The organism is Vibrio sp. LaRot3 (genome assembly GCF_027587025.1).
In the GTDB taxonomy this organism is placed as follows: Bacteria; Pseudomonadota; Gammaproteobacteria; order Enterobacterales; family Vibrionaceae; genus Vibrio.
Genome location: NZ_JAPPTI010000001.1, coordinates 1,069,118 through 1,085,508 on the forward strand (window position 1 = coordinate 1,069,118; position 16,391 = coordinate 1,085,508).

The 16,391-nt window shown below is 42.9% G+C and carries 16 protein-coding genes; 10 read left to right on the forward strand and 6 right to left on the reverse strand.

Annotation, left to right across the window (positions count from 1 at the left end):
• Positions 1-38 precede the first annotated feature (38 nt).
• From OH461_RS04865 to OH461_RS04890, 6 genes are all read left to right on the forward strand, one after another.
• Entirely contained in the window at positions 39-1,778 is a 1,740-nt protein-coding gene (locus OH461_RS04865; RefSeq protein WP_270019483.1) for a DEAD/DEAH box helicase, read from the forward strand.
• A 117-nt stretch (positions 1,779-1,895) separates the two neighbouring features.
• The gene (locus tag OH461_RS04870) at positions 1,896-2,546 is read left to right on the forward strand and encodes a tetratricopeptide repeat protein (RefSeq protein WP_270019484.1); all 651 of its coding nucleotides are present in this window, start codon (positions 1,896-1,898) and stop codon (positions 2,544-2,546) included.
• Positions 2,547-2,621: 75 nt separating this feature from the next.
• Positions 2,622-3,026, forward strand: a complete 405-nt coding sequence (locus tag OH461_RS04875; RefSeq protein ID WP_270019485.1) for a PepSY domain-containing protein — start codon at positions 2,622-2,624, stop codon at positions 3,024-3,026.
• Between the two features lie 2 nt (positions 3,027-3,028).
• Positions 3,029-3,688 carry a response regulator transcription factor gene (locus OH461_RS04880; protein WP_270019486.1) on the forward strand — a complete coding sequence of 220 codons (660 nt, stop codon included), beginning with the start codon at positions 3,029-3,031 and terminating at the stop codon, positions 3,686-3,688.
• Entirely contained in the window at positions 3,678-5,018 is a 1,341-nt protein-coding gene (locus OH461_RS04885; protein WP_270019487.1) for an ATP-binding protein, read from the forward strand. Before OH461_RS04880 ends, OH461_RS04885 begins: the two co-directional genes overlap by 11 nt.
• Positions 5,019-5,251: 233 nt before the next feature.
• A complete protein-coding gene (locus tag OH461_RS04890; RefSeq protein WP_270019488.1) occupies positions 5,252-6,199 on the forward strand; it encodes a GGDEF domain-containing protein in 948 nt (315 codons plus the stop codon).
• 11 nt (positions 6,200-6,210) lie between these two features.
• Here the strand turns inward: OH461_RS04890 and OH461_RS04895 are convergent, their stop codons facing one another.
• A complete protein-coding gene (locus OH461_RS04895; protein ID WP_270019489.1) occupies positions 6,211-7,419 on the reverse strand; it encodes a sugar efflux transporter in 1,209 nt (402 codons plus the stop codon).
• 177 nt (positions 7,420-7,596) lie between these two features.
• On the opposite strand from OH461_RS04895, the gene OH461_RS04900 reads away from it, so the two are divergent.
• On the forward strand, positions 7,597-8,496 hold the full coding sequence (locus tag OH461_RS04900; RefSeq protein WP_270019490.1) for an AraC family transcriptional regulator: 900 nt from the start codon (positions 7,597-7,599) through the stop codon (positions 8,494-8,496).
• Here OH461_RS04900 and OH461_RS04905 read toward each other — a convergent pair.
• Both OH461_RS04905 and OH461_RS04910 read right to left on the reverse strand, forming a co-directional pair.
• Positions 8,493-9,767: an LssY C-terminal domain-containing protein gene (locus tag OH461_RS04905; RefSeq protein WP_270019491.1), complete on the reverse strand. Its 1,275-nt coding sequence runs from the start codon at positions 9,765-9,767 to the stop codon at positions 8,493-8,495. The genes OH461_RS04900 and OH461_RS04905 overlap by 4 nt on opposite strands.
• 18 nt (positions 9,768-9,785) lie before the next feature.
• Positions 9,786-10,514: a glycosyltransferase family 2 protein gene (locus tag OH461_RS04910; RefSeq protein ID WP_270019492.1), complete on the reverse strand. Its 729-nt coding sequence runs from the start codon at positions 10,512-10,514 to the stop codon at positions 9,786-9,788.
• Positions 10,515-10,865: 351 nt separating this feature from the next.
• Between OH461_RS04910 and rplY the strand changes: the two genes are divergently transcribed.
• Positions 10,866-11,144: a 50S ribosomal protein L25 gene (gene rplY, locus OH461_RS04915; protein ID WP_270019493.1), complete on the forward strand. Its 279-nt coding sequence runs from the start codon at positions 10,866-10,868 to the stop codon at positions 11,142-11,144.
• Positions 11,145-11,381: 237 nt separating this feature from the next.
• Here rplY and OH461_RS04920 read toward each other — a convergent pair whose 3' ends face one another.
• On the reverse strand, positions 11,382-11,741 hold the full coding sequence (locus OH461_RS04920; RefSeq protein WP_270019494.1) for a PilZ domain-containing protein: 360 nt from the start codon (positions 11,739-11,741) through the stop codon (positions 11,382-11,384).
• Between the two features lie 259 nt (positions 11,742-12,000).
• Between OH461_RS04920 and rarD the strand changes: the two genes are divergently transcribed.
• Positions 12,001-12,888 carry an EamA family transporter RarD gene (gene rarD, locus OH461_RS04925; protein WP_270019495.1) on the forward strand — a complete coding sequence of 296 codons (888 nt, stop codon included), beginning with the start codon at positions 12,001-12,003 and terminating at the stop codon, positions 12,886-12,888.
• Between the two features lie 36 nt (positions 12,889-12,924).
• On the opposite strand, the gene OH461_RS04930 is transcribed toward rarD, so the two are convergent.
• A complete protein-coding gene (locus OH461_RS04930; RefSeq protein WP_270019496.1) occupies positions 12,925-14,343 on the reverse strand; it encodes a basic amino acid/polyamine antiporter in 1,419 nt (472 codons plus the stop codon).
• 422 nt (positions 14,344-14,765) lie between these two features.
• Positions 14,766-14,993 carry a hypothetical protein gene (locus OH461_RS04935; RefSeq protein ID WP_270019497.1) on the reverse strand — a complete coding sequence of 76 codons (228 nt, stop codon included), beginning with the start codon at positions 14,991-14,993 and terminating at the stop codon, positions 14,766-14,768.
• Positions 14,994-15,157: 164 nt separating this feature from the next.
• Here OH461_RS04935 and OH461_RS04940 point away from each other — a divergent pair, with 164 nt between their 5' ends.
• Positions 15,158-16,342 carry a DEAD/DEAH box helicase gene (locus tag OH461_RS04940; protein WP_270019498.1) on the forward strand — a complete coding sequence of 395 codons (1,185 nt, stop codon included), beginning with the start codon at positions 15,158-15,160 and terminating at the stop codon, positions 16,340-16,342.
• The last annotated feature ends 49 nt before the right edge of the window (positions 16,343-16,391 follow it).

Here is a 16,391-nt window from a genome sequence, read left to right on the forward strand (position 1 = left end):
CGGCTTAATCTAAATAGTTGAGCTATTTCACAGAATTTATGTACACCCTGCGCCCTTATCAAGCGGATTCCGTCAAAGCGGTTATCCATTATTTTCGTAAACACTCTACTCCTGCCGTTATCGTGTTACCGACAGGGGCAGGAAAAAGCCTTGTGATTGCAGAGCTAGCCCGTTTAGCCAAAGGGCGAGTATTGGTATTGGCGCACGTAAAAGAGCTGGTAGAACAAAACCATGCCAAGTACGAAGGTTACGGGCTAACAGGGTCAATTTTCTCCGCCGGTCTTGGCAGAAAAGAAACCGACCAACAAGTGGTGTTTGCTTCAGTACAATCAGTAGTGCGCAATCTTGATGCGTTTAAAGATCAATTTTCTCTGTTAGTCATTGATGAATGCCACCGAGTCCCAGAAGACAAAAACAGCAGCTATCAAAAAGTAATTTCACACCTGCGCGAGCTAAACCCCGGCTTGAAGGTACTTGGCTTAACCGCAACCCCTTATCGCTTAGGCGTAGGTTGGATTTACCAATATCACACACGCGGTCAAGTGCGCAGTGAAGATCCTCGTTTCTTTAGAGACTGTATATTCGAACTGCCTATTCGTTATCTGCTGGATGAAAACTTCTTAACACCGGCTCGCATGATGGATGCGCCAGTTCTAAGCTACGACTTCTCCCAATTAAAACCGGCATCCACAGGTCGATATAAAGAATCTGAGATGGACATGGTGATTGATCAAGCTAAGCGAGCAACTCCGCAAATTGTTCAGCAGATCATTCAAATGGCGCAAGATAAACAAGGCATTATGATCTTTGCTGCAACGGTACGTCACGCACAAGAAATCCACTCATTACTGCCCGCTGAACAAGTAGCCATCGTGATTGGTGATACGCCAACGCCAGAGCGTGATGACATCATCCAACGCTTTAAAGATCGTAAAATCAAATATCTGGTTAACGTTTCAGTACTAACAACAGGGTTTGATGCCCCTCATGTCGACTTAATTGCCATTCTTCGTCCCACCGAATCAGTGAGCCTTTATCAGCAAATTGTAGGTCGCGGTTTACGTCTATCGGAAGGAAAAACTGAATGTTTGGTGCTTGATTACGCTGGCAACAGTTATGACCTTTATCAACCTGAAGTAGGTAATCCAAAACCAGATTCTGACAGCGAAATCATCACTATCCCCTGTCCTGCATGCGGCTTTAACAACAACTTCTGGGGAAAACTCGACAGTAATGGCTTTTTAATCGAGCATTTTGGCCGTCGTTGCCAAGGTTACTTTGAAGACGATGAAACTGGCGAACGTGAACATTGCGGCTATCGTTTCCGAGCGAAGTATTGTGGTGAATGTGGTGCAGACAACGACATCGCAGCGCGCATTTGTCATGAGTGTGATGCAACCCTAGTTGATCCAGACAAAAAGCTAAAAGAGGCACTTAACTTAAAAGATGCCTTAGTATTTGAATGCTTAGAAATGGACTTAACCACTTTTAAAGATGACAAAGGTAAAAACCAATTGCGCGTGACCTACCGCGGGGAAAACCAAGCGCAAGTACACGAGTTTTGGTCACTCACCACCAAAGCACAAAAAAAGCGTTTTCAAGACCAATTTGTAAGGCCGCACCTCGCCGATCGACATCGACCATTTGAAGAAGCCTCCCCTTCGAAAGTGGCGGCGAATCAACACAGATTCCGTCCCCCTCAATTTGTCATTGCACGTAAATCCGGCCGATTCTGGAAAATGCGCGACAAAATCTTTGCTGATGAACTAAGCCAATAACAATGATATAGGCTCATTAATTTGAGCCTATATCATTGATTTTATTCTAGACAATGGGATTTCCACCCTGTTTAATAGCGTCTCAATAACAATACAAACAACTCAATGGCGTTAAACATGGAATCATTCAACCAATTTTTAGACTCGCTTCGCACTCAACCTGAATCAGTTCGACTAGAACTATTAAACAACTACATTGCTGCGCATCCTGATTGCCCACAAGCCTACTATCAACGCGGGCTTATCCTTGGTTACGACTACACCTACAACAAAGACAAACTGGTTCACCTTGAATACGGCGATTCCGACCAAGCCATTGCAGATTTTGAAAAAGCCATTGAGCTCGATCCTAAGTTCGTCGCCGCTTACGCAGAAAAAGCATCGCTTTACTTACACCTTGACATTGATGACCAAGGCGGCGCAGAACTGATGGAGCATGCGCTAACAATCGATCCAAACAATATTCCATGTATGAACCTCTACATGTCTCTAACTTCGACTCAAGGCATGAATGGTGAATGCATTGAAATAACCAAACGAATCATAGAGCTAGAGCCAACGGCTAAGCACAAGTTTCACCTAGCAGAAGTCTATTTCTTTATCGGCGAACAGTATGTTGGCTTACTTGACGATGAAAGCCGCGAGAACTTAGAACAAGCAGTCGTTCACTTTGACCAAATCATCGCAGAAAACGAAGACCCAGACTTGGTCAAAGAAAGCAAAGAAATGCGTCAACAAGCGACTGAACTATTAGCGACGATGAACTAATTTCCTTCATGATTCACTTTGTATTCATGTTCAACATCCTATAATGGTTCTATGATTTTGTGGAAAGGTAACGCTATGTTTAATAAACAATTGATTCTGACAATAGCTCTTGCAGGATGCGCGGCTGTGTCTTTCCCAAGCTTGGCTGACCATCAAGGCGATGGTCATGCGTTAGTTCGCGATGTCGAAAAGCCAGGCACAAAGATTGAATTTGAAGAAGACCAAGATGAAGTCTATCGCGCGGTAAAAAGAGGCTATATCCGTCCTTTTTCCGAGATGTATGCAGCCGTTGAGCGCGATCTACATGGCCGAATCATCAAAGTCGAGCTAGAAGAAGATGATGACATTTGGGTTTATGAGCTAAAGCTCAACTACAACAACAACATCATCAAAGTGGAATACAACGCTCAAACCCTTGAAATGACGCTCATTAAAGGGCGTAATTTCAAGCAAGCCTTAAAAAACACAGAAGATAAATAATAATGAAAATACTCGTAGTTGAAGATGAACCTCGTTTAGGCGAACAAATTCTCAAAACGCTTGAGCAAACAGGTTGGGTACCTGAGCTGGCTCAAGATGGTATTGACGCACTCTATCGTGCGACTTCTGAGCAATGGGATGCCATCGTTCTTGATTTAGGTTTACCTAAACTTGATGGTCTTACCGTGCTAAAAGGCATCCGAGATGAAAACATCAACACACCCGTTATTATTCTCAGTGCCCGCGATACTTTAACCCAACGTGTCGAAGGCCTAAACGCTGGCGCGGATGATTACCTAACCAAGCCATTTGAGATGGTAGAGCTTACCGCTCGTATTCGCGCACAACTGCGCAGAGCATCGGGCAATGCTTCTCCAGTGATGCAAGTGGGTAATTTAAGCCTAGACACCCGAACCTCAAAAGTGATGTGGCAAGGTGAAGGAGTCATGCTCACTGCACTTGAATATAAGGTGGTTGCCTACTTTATGCATAATGCCGATAAGGTTATCTCTCGCACCGAGTTGGTTGAGCATATCTATAAACAAGACTTCGATCGTGACTCAAATACTATTGAAGTATTTATTGGTCGAATTCGTAAGAAAATCGCACCTAATGTGATTAAAACGGTTCGCGGGCTTGGGTACCAACTGAATGCCGAATAAAGCAGGAATTCTTTTTAAACGTTTAAGCCTCAAAAGCCGCCTCGTTCTGGCGGCTATTGTTTGGCTGACTGCCATGATTATCGCGGCGGGGGTCACCGTCCCCAATCAAGTGAATAGCTACATGGTTGATGATGCAAAATCTCAACTCAATATCTATTTAGATGAAATCACTGGCAACCTTGAAGTGGATGAATTTGGTGAGCTCACCCTTTCAACTCAACTTTCAGACCCTCGCTTTTCTCACCCTTACAGTGGGCTGTATTGGTCAGCTGAAACAGAACATAGCCAAATTCGCTCTCGCTCACTATGGGATCGCCAAATCACCTTTAGAGATAACAAAACCGAAGCGTTCGGCGCACGAGACGAACTCCTAATATACGTAGATTCTACGCTCTATTTTCCAGATTATGATGGCCCAATACATATCATCATTGGTATTGATGAACAGCCATTAGAAGACACTCTGCATAAGTTGATGGGCCAATTGTGGATCATCCTGCTCCTTCTCTATATTGGCGTAATGGCGGTGATCGTTATTCAAGTATTTTGGTCATTAAGCCCACTCACCAAAATGCACCGAGAATTAAATCAGTTACGTAGTGGTGACAAAACTCAGCTCGAAGATGATTACCCAAGCGAAATTGCACCTGTGGTCTCCGATCTCAATGCGCTGGTATTTCATTACCAAGAGCTACTTGATCGAGCGCGCCACCACGCTGGTAACCTATCTCATGCGCTTAAAACACCGCTATCGGTATTGAAAAATGAAGTCGCAACATTAAGCGATGACACAAAGCAGCATCTTCAGCCGCCGTTAGATCAAATCCAAAATCAAATAGACTATCATTTAGGCCGAGCTCGTATGGCAGGTTCAAAGAACATCCTTTCCGTTAGAGCGAACCCTTCTCAGCGTATCGATGCAATCTCAATGGCATTTGATAAAGTCTATGCCGATCGCGGCATCACGCTGATTAATGAAATTGATTCTGAGTTAGAAGTATCAATTGATCCTACTGACCTTGATGAGATGGTCGGTAACTTGTTAGAGAACGGTTACCTCTGGGCGCAAAGTATTATTCGCGTTCACGCAGAAACCCTAGATCAAGAGAACGTCAATATCATTATCGAAGATGATGGCCCAGGCATACCCGAAGAAAAACTGGCTCAAGTAGTCAAGCGTGGAGTACGTTTGGATGAAACCACTCCTGGTACGGGTTTAGGCTTAAACATAGTGAGTGAAATGGTACACAGTTATCGAGGCCAAATTGAGCTAAGCCGAAGCTCTATGGGCGGCCTCAAAACCGTACTCACCATGAAACTAAGTCATTAATAAAATTAGTAAAAATAACGCCGGCCCATGCCGACGTTTTTGTTTTAGATGGCCGCTGAAAAACAAAATGATAATTGTCTTAATTATAAGACTAAAAATTCTTGCCGTTTGATTGCCTTGCTTAGATCACTAACTTTCATTTTATAATCTACATTAATATATATAAAACAAATTATTGCAGTGGACATCATGGCTAACTGTCTGTCGAACTAAGCAGTAAAGTAGATCGAATTATGTTTCCAAACGAGCGAGTAGAAGCGCTATATAAGGCATCTGAGCAGTTGTTGAATTTTTCTAAACTGTCATGGTGGATCATCGATCTCGATGATTGCCCCAACCTTTTCTATTGTAACCAAACCATGCGTGACACCTTCACGCTTGATTCCTCCACTATTGCTCACTCCGTACAGCAAGTCTGCCCCATTGCCGGCGACTATAACTCGAATGTTGCGATCAAATGCTCCGATAAGGCAAAGAAAATTTTTGAGGATTACCAACAACTGAAAAGTGGGCAGATAGATGAATACATGAATAGCTTCCCCTACTTTGATCCTATCTCTCGCAAAACCCTCTATTTCACCAGTCGAGCAAGGGTATTAGAGACCAACGAGTCAGGTAACGCTTCACTTCTATTTGGTATCATCGAACCCGAAACATTAAGCGAACAAATGTATAGCATGGCAAAGCTAGATGGCTTAACGAACCTATACAATCGCCGCGAGTTTGATTCTAAACTGAGATTATTGATTAACGTGGCAAGGCGCGAGCAAAAACCGGTTTCGCTCGTGATGTTAGACGTCGACCACTTCAAGGCATATAACGATGTACTGGGCCATTGTGCGGGCGATGAATGCTTGCGGAAAATAGCCAAGACCATCAAATTACAATGTGACCAAAATGGTGACATTGCGTGTCGATACGGAGGGGAAGAGTTCGCCGCTATTGTCTATGGTGATGCCAACCAAGCAAAGCAGTTAGCAGAGTCTATCCGCGCTGCGGTTATCGCTTGTCAAATATCTCACCCGAAAGTTGATAGTGACATCGTTACCATAAGCAGCGGCTGCTGCACCGTGTATCCAACACAATCCACCACCCCTCAAACTTTAATCAAATGTGCTGACAGCGCGTTATATAGAGCTAAAAACGAGGGAAGAAACCGCGCAGTTACCTTCCCTGCGTAGCTGAATAAGGACTAATAGCTAACTTGTTGCGTCAACTGTGTCTTGATTAGAGTATTTTCTTGAACAACAAAATAAAACATGAGCAATAACGCTAAAGCCGCAGAAACTAGACAAATATAAAATGCAACGTAGTAATTATATAACTCACCTACAATACCAACCGACAAACTCGCGGCAAGCATACTAACCTGTAGTAAATTGGAAAACAGCGTTGAGGCCGTACCTAAATGTTCTTTCATCATATCCTGCATCGCAACCATACCTAACGTAGCAGTTAACCCAATAAAAATGCCGTTAATCACTTGTAACGCTAGCAGAGCCCACATCTGGGTAACGTTCAACATACCGATAAAGAACAAACAACCACATACCAAAGAAAACGCTAAGAGCTTCATAGTGCCAAATTGAGTCGCTAGTCGCCCCGCTTTCATCATAATTGGAATCTCACAAAACGCTGCTAGACCAAACATAAATCCGACCCAACTTGCATCAACAAGTAACTCCTGAGTGAAATATAAAGGCATACTGGTTATATAAAGGTTATTGGCCGTAAACATCAAAACACTAGCGATTGAAAACAAGATAATAGATTTGTTAAAAGTAAACTTGCTCTGTTCTGTCGGCTCAGGTTGTGCCTTTTTTATCACACTACTTGGGATGTAGATGAAAGTTAGCACTATCGTGAATATGGTTGCGCCCGCAGCGACTAAAAAAGAAGCACTAAAACCAAACGTTCCCTTCAAACTAAAAGCAATAGGAGGTCCTACAACCCATGCAATTGCTATCCCAGCGCGCATAGTCGATAAAAAACTTGTCGAGTCTTCAATATGTTCATCGGCATATTCTCTACCTAGAGCAAACAATTGACCAAAAATCGCACCGCTAACACTACCAAACACAATCGAAAATCCAACGGCCAAGTAGTAATTATCTATAAGGCTAAATGCCAACACCGTAACTAGATAACACAACAACGAAACTACAAGTATTGTTTTCCGGTTCCAACCTTTGTCTGATTGCGCCGCCATAAACTGAGAAACGACAACAGATGTGCAGATTGTCAGCACCATATAAGCGCTGAGCATCGCGGGGCTAGCTCCTAAACCTTCAATAATAAATAAACTAGATAGAGGGTAGAAAAACGACCCGCAAATGCCGGAAACAAACGCCATCACTAAAAAAATAACTGCGGTTCTTTCCTTAATGAAATCTCTGAACATACTTTTCTCCCACTTTGCTTTAAGCCTTAATAGGCGCTCAGTGTAATCAAAGCTCTATAGAATTTATTAATGACTTGCCACCGACAAATGATACTTTTCATTCAATATTGATTTGCATTTTGACAGGTTATGCACAAAAAAATAGGATGTGCATTAGACAAAACAGGGACGTAGTAAATGAAACTGCAGATAGAGAACGTACTTAACAACGACGACTTTAATTGGATTATCAAAGAATACCAATGTAAGCAGAAAAAAGACCAATTTGCCTGCCCTTGGCACTATCACTCCGAATTTGAATTGGTATTGTATCGAGACCCTGATGATGTGTTTTGCGGCAATTACTTCGCTGGAGACAGTGTAGATGCAATTACTCACAACAGTATGATGTTATATGGCCCGGGCCTACCCCATATGTTGAATGGTCACGTTAGGCAAGATGCGAACGAAGGATACTACACTTTAATACTCTGGTTTAGACTAGAGTGGATTGAAGCATTAATTAGTGTCATGCCGGAGTTAAAAGCGGTAAAAACTCTACTAACGCGGGCCTCATATGGACTGCTATTTAGTAAAAAGGCCGCCGAACAAACGTACCAATTGCTCAATGACATTGAAGACCTGCCTACTCATCACAGACTAATGAAAGTACTTCAAGCTTTGATGGTTTTGGTCGATGATAGTGATGCCCAGAAGCTATCTGCGACACCTTACGGATTGCATGACATCCATCAGGATCAAGAGTCAAGAAAACGCGTTGAACTTGCACGTCGATTCATCGAAAAAAACTACGCCCAACCGATAAAAATTAAAGATCTCTGCGCAGCTTTACATATTAGCGAAAGCTCTGCATATCGACTCTTTGAACGGCACTTTTTGGAGAGTTTTTCAGAACATTTAAAACGATTTCGAGTAGGAAAGGCCTGCGAGCAACTAGTCAATACCACACAGGCGATCTCTCTTATCGCTGAACAAAGTGGCTTTAACAACCTCTCTAACTTCAACCGTCAATTTAAGTTGGTAAAGGGAGTCACACCTTCCGTTTTCCGCGATATGTATGTTCGTAATCACAATTAAATACTTGGCATCGGCTTTACCACCAATACTTTACCGTCAGTATAATAGTCATGTTCTTCATCCAATGTGATTGGGCTAACCAGATATTGGAAATCTACGCGCTGATTTGGCGCATGCTGAGTAATTAGCTTTGCTAACCTATCTCGTTCTTGATCAACGTTAGGGTCAATACTGTGCAATATGGTGACAATCCCTGAATATGGCGTTACCTGCAGCCCATTATCGTAACTTAGCGCTCCCACCCAAATGGTCTGCTTAGATTGTGAATCAACGCCTCCTTTCCACCAACGAATATGGCTGCGCTTTAATAAATCACCCGGCAGTTGAAAAGCCATTTGCTGCGGCTGCTGATTCCAAAATAGGTCCGATACTGGTGGCGTGTTTTGTTGTAACAATTTAAGGTAATCACGCCATTCAATGTCATTCCGAGAGAAGGTTTGGTTTTCAACCCAACCTAACTCAAGCATCAGTTGACGCGGGTTTTCACCGTAGAACAGTACGTTAATGGCTTGAGCGTCAAACACCTTAGATTTCCCCGGGTAAACGCGGTAATCCAACTCGGATGGGCTCACCAAAGTCAACTCTACTTCTGGATTGGTTGGCTGTTTCTGAAAATCATCAGACAACCAGAAAAAATGGCTGTAATTAGCAAACAAAGTCAGCGAAAAAAACACCAAAGTGAATTTGGTAAACATCAAGCGCCACTTAAGCTTACGACCCACATAAAGAAACAGTAAACTTGCACCAATGGCCATCAGACTGTATTGATGTTCAACCACAAATATTTTGGCTTGCTGAATAAATGGAAACTTATCAACGCCGTATGAGAGCAGGTAACCCCACATAACAAATTGACCAACGCCGAGTAATAGCCCTATCAAACCAAATAGACTAAACCGCGACCATGCCACTTTGTTCGTCCCTGCGATAAAAGGAACAACCCATGCAATCGGCCCTAGTAGACGAGCAAACGCCAGCACATAGTTGCCTTTTTTATACATAAGATGACGGCAACGAGCGATTGGACGACGGGTTTTCGGCTGCCAAGCTATCAGTTTTTTCTGAGCTGGCGTGCCTACATACCGCCCTATCCAGTAACTGGCTTGATCACCAATAAGACCACCGAGCAGTACGGCCAAAACCCCCGTCCAAATACCTTGATGGAGTTGATACCCAGCAGCAATTAAAAACGGTTCGCCGGGTACAAACAAATTGGGGCCGATAAGTGCATCCAACAATGCCCCAATAAATAGACTCATCCCTTCAAACATGACACTAACCTGCCTTCACTACTGTTCTTTGTAGTGACCAAATTTGTATTCCATTTCGTTGTTACGCATCTCACCACAGAAGAAACGACGCACATTGGCTTTCAAGTAAGTCGCACCCATTTTAAATACGCCATCTTGGTCTAGGCGACGAGGGTCAAACCCGAAGGTTAAGTTTAAGAAACGGAAACGCCATGTTTTACTTGCTCGTTTAACGTAATCGCAGTCTTCACACAAAGTAATTTGCTGGTCAAAACCGCCCAATTGTTCGTGAGCGCGACGCGTCGAGAAAATACATGCGCCAACCGCTGTTGGGAAAGTGAACTGAGTAACAAACAAGCCTAGATTAAATAATCCATAGCCAAATTTATGTACCAACGGTAACCCTTTGGCTCCCATATACACTCCAGCGACTTCTAACTGCTTTTCTTCTAGTTGACTAATACCCTTTGCCAAAAAGGTACTGTCTAAACGAACGTCCGCATCTAAAAACAAAATGCGCTCATACTTGGCTAAACTTGCGCCTGTATTGCGACCTAAACTGACGCCACGTACATCCATTTTGTGTACGGTTAACTCCGGTAAAGATGCTTCATAGGCCTGAGCGACTTCACAGGTCTTATCTTCGCTGTTTGAATCCACAAGAATGACTTCAAAATCGCGATGGGTTTGATTACTTAGATCTTCCATCAAACGACCGATTCGTTTCTCTTCATTTAAAGTAATAACGACTACACTAACTGGTCCCATGATTGACTCCTCAAGGCTTAATTGCCGAAACTGGTTTAACTTGGTAATGAGATTAACGCGCTGATACTTAACCATGGGTGAGGTAATCATTCAGATTCAGTTCATTTCTAACCTTTAAATGAAGAACGATTTTCTACATAGATAAACGAATTTGGATTAAAATGCGGGTAATTTAAGCAAGCCATAGTATTTATCAGCCTTTGAGCCGCAAAACTATTGCTCAAATAGCGAGAGAGTGATAGTATCCGCGCTCGCTGTGAGAGTAACTACCAATTGTTCTTCAGCGGTTTACCACAACATAAGGTCGCATTATGTTGTGAAATTAAGATTACATTTTACGAGAGTAATATTATGAAATTTGAAGCAGTAGTACGTACTGAACTAGGTAAAGGTGCGAGCCGCCGCCTACGTCACGCTGGTAAATTCCCTGCTATCGTTTACGGTGGTGAGGCAGCTCCAGTATCAATCGTTCTTAACCACGATGAAGTTGTTAACCAAATGGACAAGCCTGAGTTCTACGAAGGTATCGTTCTAGTTATCGACGGTGCTGAAGTTAAGGTTAAGCCACAAGACGTACAACGTCACGCTTACAAGCCAAAAGTTGAGCACATGGACTTCATCCGCATCTAATTCCTTTTAGGAATTAATCGGATTTAATCCAACCTTTTGCATAAAGATTATCGGCCTTACCATCCGAGACATCTAAAAATTCGAAACCCCAGAGACTTACCACCTCTGGGGTTTCACCGTTTAAGGCCCTGATAAAAGCTTACGGTCAATTCCATTCTTGACGCAACACTCTTATACACTGCAATAAAAAACGCCGCATTTCGCGACGTCTTTAAACTCTCATTACCTTAAACCAAACTAAGCGGCAGCACTTGCTCTTAACCTTGCAAAATACGCTGGGTATTTATTACGAATATGTCGTTGCTCTTGCACCATGTGTTTAAATGAAGGTCCTTTGTTCAAATACAAAATCACTTCATTCTTATCAAAGCGCAATATGGACCCTTCAACGGGTATTTTACAATCTGGGTTTAAGCTTAACGTACCAGATAGAGAAAGCCCCTTATACAAAGTCGTAAGGTTATTCATAACAATACGAATGCCCTTCTCTGATACTTCGCTAACGTGAAACAATTCGTCGTGAAAGCGAACAATCGGCATTGCACGACGAGGGTACCTCAGTCGGTAATACTTACGTTTTTGTTCCAAGTCGTTCATGACTCATTCCTCGTTTAATCCAGTAGACAATACGATCTAACTCGCATCGTTTGATTAATTATAACTATCGGCCATAAAAAACAAAACTTTAGCTTCACAATAACAGTAATTATTTGAAATGGCGTAAATTTCAACCTCACCCAAACCTTTGTTTTATAAAGTCACCTCGCCATTAACAAAGCTATAATACCATCACTTTACTTTATAAGAATTAAGCATAGAATTGCCGCCTATTCCTTTTCTGGTTGCCGAAACAAACATGACTGAATCTCGCTATGGTAACGCGATGGCTGCACTCTCCTTCACCTTATGGGGTTTGCTACCACTTTATTATCAATTCTTGCCTAACGCCGCTATGGACGAGCTATTAGCGATGCGCTTAATTGCGTCCGTCCCCTTTGCAGCCCTCATCATCTGGATAGTCAAAGGTGAAAAGATCCACTTTGCCGCACTGTTTGCCGATAAACGTTCGTTAGCGCAAACCTTTTTTGCCAGCTTATTTATGTGTATATCATGGACTGCCTTCACTTGGGCGATGACCAATGATCGCGTCATAGATGCTAGCTTAGGTTTTTTCATTAGCCCGCTGACTATGGCGGCACTAGGGGTTATTTTTCTTAAAGAGCAACTTTCCAACGGCAAGCGTATTGCTTTAACGCTAGCAAGCCTAGGTTTAACCTATCAAGTGTTTCAATATGGTGAACTGCCTATTGTGGCATTAACGATGGCGATATTTTTCACTTTATATGGCTGGTTTAAGAAGAAAACCAATTACGACTGGGCTCGTTGCTTATTAATGGAAGCAGTACTGCTTACCCCATTCGCCCTAAGCTATTTGGTTTATAAACATACCGCTCATGGCACTCTGGCGATTGAGGCAGATTGGTCTACATTTCTGCTTTATGTTGGCGCAGCACCAGTCACACTGCTGCCTTTGATTTTCTACTCGATCGCCATCAGGCTTACCAGCATGTCGAGCATTGCGCTTATGCAGTATATCGAACCAAGTATTCAGTTCCTTTTGGCGGTATTTCTGTTTGGTGAACTGTTCGATGAGGTGAAGCTAGTTAGCTTTAGCTTAATATGGGCAGGCTTGTTGTTTACGATAATAGAAGGACTGCGCAAACGAGCGGCGGCCAGAAGTTAAAAAAAGCCTCTACTTTCAAAGTAGAGGCTTTTTCATTTAAAGCGCGAGGCTTAGAGAACCTTGCCAGACCATACCAACCGCTAAGAGTGCCATTAAGCTTATAGCACAAGCACCTAGCTTCTCTTTGCCTCTAAATGGATGAATGCCCTGCTCTCGCTTAGCCTGTATGTAGAAATACATGCCCGGCACATACAAAACCGCGGATAGAAGTAAGTAGTTTAACCCTGACGCGTACAATAGCCACAGACCGTAAACTGAAGCACCGACACCAATAAATAACAGGCTACCACGGTTCTTTTCACTGATAGCAATCTTAAGAACAAAGGCACCAACTAAGAAATACGGCACCAAAATCATTTCAGATGCAATGACTAACAAGGTGTCATAAGTGCTACCGGCAAACATTACCGCGATCAGTGAGAACTGAATCCAGATGTTGGTCAGTGTTAATGGCTTCACTGGGCTGCCTGCCTTGTTGGTTTTACCATAAGACTTAGGGAACATCTTTTCTTTAGCACATAAATACGGCGCTTCAGAAGCCAGTACCGTCCAACTTAAAAATGCACCACAAACCGAAATTAACAGACCTATACTGACGATGTACTGTCCCCAAGGGCCAATAATCGCAGTCAACACTTTCGCCATTGATGGATTTTGATACTCCGCTAACTCTGTTGGTTTAATCACCCCCATAGAAAGCAATGTAACAAAGATATAAATGGATAACGCAGTTAACAAACCTAGAATTGTCGCACGGCCAATGTCTTTTCTATCGCGAGCACGGCTTGATACGACCACGGCACCTTCAATACCAATGAACACCCACACAGTCACCAACATGGTACTTTTAACCTGAGACAATAAAGAGTGGCCATCACCAAAGTGAACACCAGTAAAGTCGAGAGTGAATGTATCGAGGTTGAAGGCAAATAGAGCGGCAACAATGAAGAGAAGTAAAGGAACTAACTTAGCAAACGTGGTAACAAGGTTAATCATGGCTGCGGTTTCTACCCCACGCAGCACCAAAAAGTGCACCATCCAAAGTAGACAAGAAGCACCAAGCACCGAAACCCATGTATTACCTTGACCAAAAATGACACTATCTGGCGTATCAAACAACAAACCAAGAGTACTAAATACAATAACTAAGTAAGAAACGTTCGCTAACATGGCACTTAACCAATAGCCCCATGCTGAGCAAAAGCCAACAAAATCTCCAAAACCTTCTTTGGCGTAACCAAATACACCGCTATCGACATTAGGACGATGAAAAGCAAGTCGTTGAAATGAAAGCGCAAGGAAGATCATCCCAACACCAGTGATTGCCCAACCAATCATTACAGCCGCTGGGCTTGCAATAGCCGCCATATTTTGTGGCAAGCTAAATACGCCTGCACCTATCATCGAGCCTATTACAATTGCGGTTAGGGAGCCTAACCCAAGTTTATTGTTCATTATTATGTGGTTACCTATCGTTCAACCTGGGGGGATTTTACGTGCAATTTGTCAATATGCGCAGACTGGTTGTGATCGAAGTCTCGAACAAAGTGACAATAACAACTATTTCATTGTGTTCGATCAATCCCCAACGAACATTCTAATATTTTCGACTGCAAAATAAAGTTAAGAGGATAAAAATAACTAGTTAAACAAGTTAAATGCAGATTTATTAACCATAAATGGATATTCAGTCAGCCAAAAATGCATCACCTAGCGCACACGCACTAAAAGTGACATTACTCGGAAAGCGGCAGTGAATATATAAGCAAATTTAATAATAAGCAAAAAAGAGTGGAATTGGTCAAAATGGGCTCAAAACAACAATGGGGCGCATTGCACCCCATTTGAGAAAATATGACACTGTGAGCGATTAAAGACTAGTGTTCACGCCCTGATGGATTAACTGAAAACTCAACTTGTTGGTAAATGTCTGCCAGTTTTTTCTCGCCTGTCGCCTTACCTCGACGAGATTTAGCCGTATAGCCTGACTGATTATCTTGCATTTCTAGTGCTTTTTGATGCGCTTGAGCGGATTTCAAATATTCAGGATTCGCTAGCGCTTGTTGACGTAAACGATTTACGCGTTCGATGGTTTCCCACAACATAAGACACCTCCTTAATACCTGTTTATATAATCAGTATATAAGCCAATATTTAGGAGTCAAGAAAATACTGTTCATTCATCCAGCAAAGTTAACTCACGGTTTAGTGGCAAGCTTATCGCTTCGTGGTAGAATGCGAACCTTTATTCAGTACCTATGAGTCTCTCATGACATTTTCTAAACTCGGTTTAAGCTCACCAATTACACGCGCACTCGAAGAGTTGGGCTATCAAAAACCCACCACTATTCAAACGAAAGCAATCCCTGTCGCCCTTGAAGGCCGTGATCTGATCGCTGCTGCGCAAACTGGTACTGGTAAAACAGCAAGCTTCGTCTTGCCAATCCTTGAGAAACTCAGCCAAGGTGAAACACAACGTAAAAAGCGCATTCGTGCTCTTATCGTCGTACCAACCCGTGAACTGGCGATTCAGGTAGAATCAAAAATTGCCGATTACGGTAAACACCTTAACCTTACTTCAGCCGCTGTATTTGGTGGTGTGGATGAAAAGCCGCAGAAGCAACGCTTAATTGAAGGCGTGGATGTTTTGGTTGCAACACCCGGCCGTCTTATTGATTTGTATGGTCAACGCGCTGTCTACTTTGAAGAAGTCGAAGTCTTAGTATTAGACGAAGCAGACCGAATGCTGGACATGGGCTTTATTGAAGACATCAACAAGATCATCGCTCGCCTACCTGAAGATGTGCAAAACCTACTGTTCTCAGCCACCCTATCGAACAAGGTTCGCGATCTGGCTAAAACAGCTGTACATAACGCTTTCGAGATCACTATTGCGGCGAATGCAGCATCTAAAGCGAATATTGAACAATGGCTTATCACCGTCGATAAAGACAAAAAATCAGCACTACTGAGCCATTTGATTAAAGAAAATCAGTGGGACCAAGCGCTCATCTTTATCGAAACCAAGCACGGCGCCGCTAAGCTCGTTTCTCAGCTTGAAAAACGTGATATTCAAGCAGAAGCTTTCCACAGCGGTCGAAGCCAAGCAATCAGAGCGCAACTACTTGAAGACTTCAAATCAGGCAAGATTCAATACTTAGTCGCGACCGGTGTTGCCGCTCGTGGTATTGATATTGATGAACTATCACGCGTGGTGAACTATGACCTTCCCTTCCCTGCTGATGAATACGTACACCGAATTGGTCGTACTGGCCGCGCAGATGCGCAAGGGGAAGCAATCTCTTTAGTATCAAAAGACAACTTCAAAAACCTATGTATGATTGAAAGTCGCTTAGGGCACTTAATTGAGCGCCGCGAAGTAGAAGGCTTTACCCCAAACAAGCCTGTACCAATCTCGATTTTGAACTACGTACCAAAGCACAAACGACAATAAAGCAAAAAGCCAGCGTAAAGCTGGCTTTTTTATATCGTAATTTGAAAAC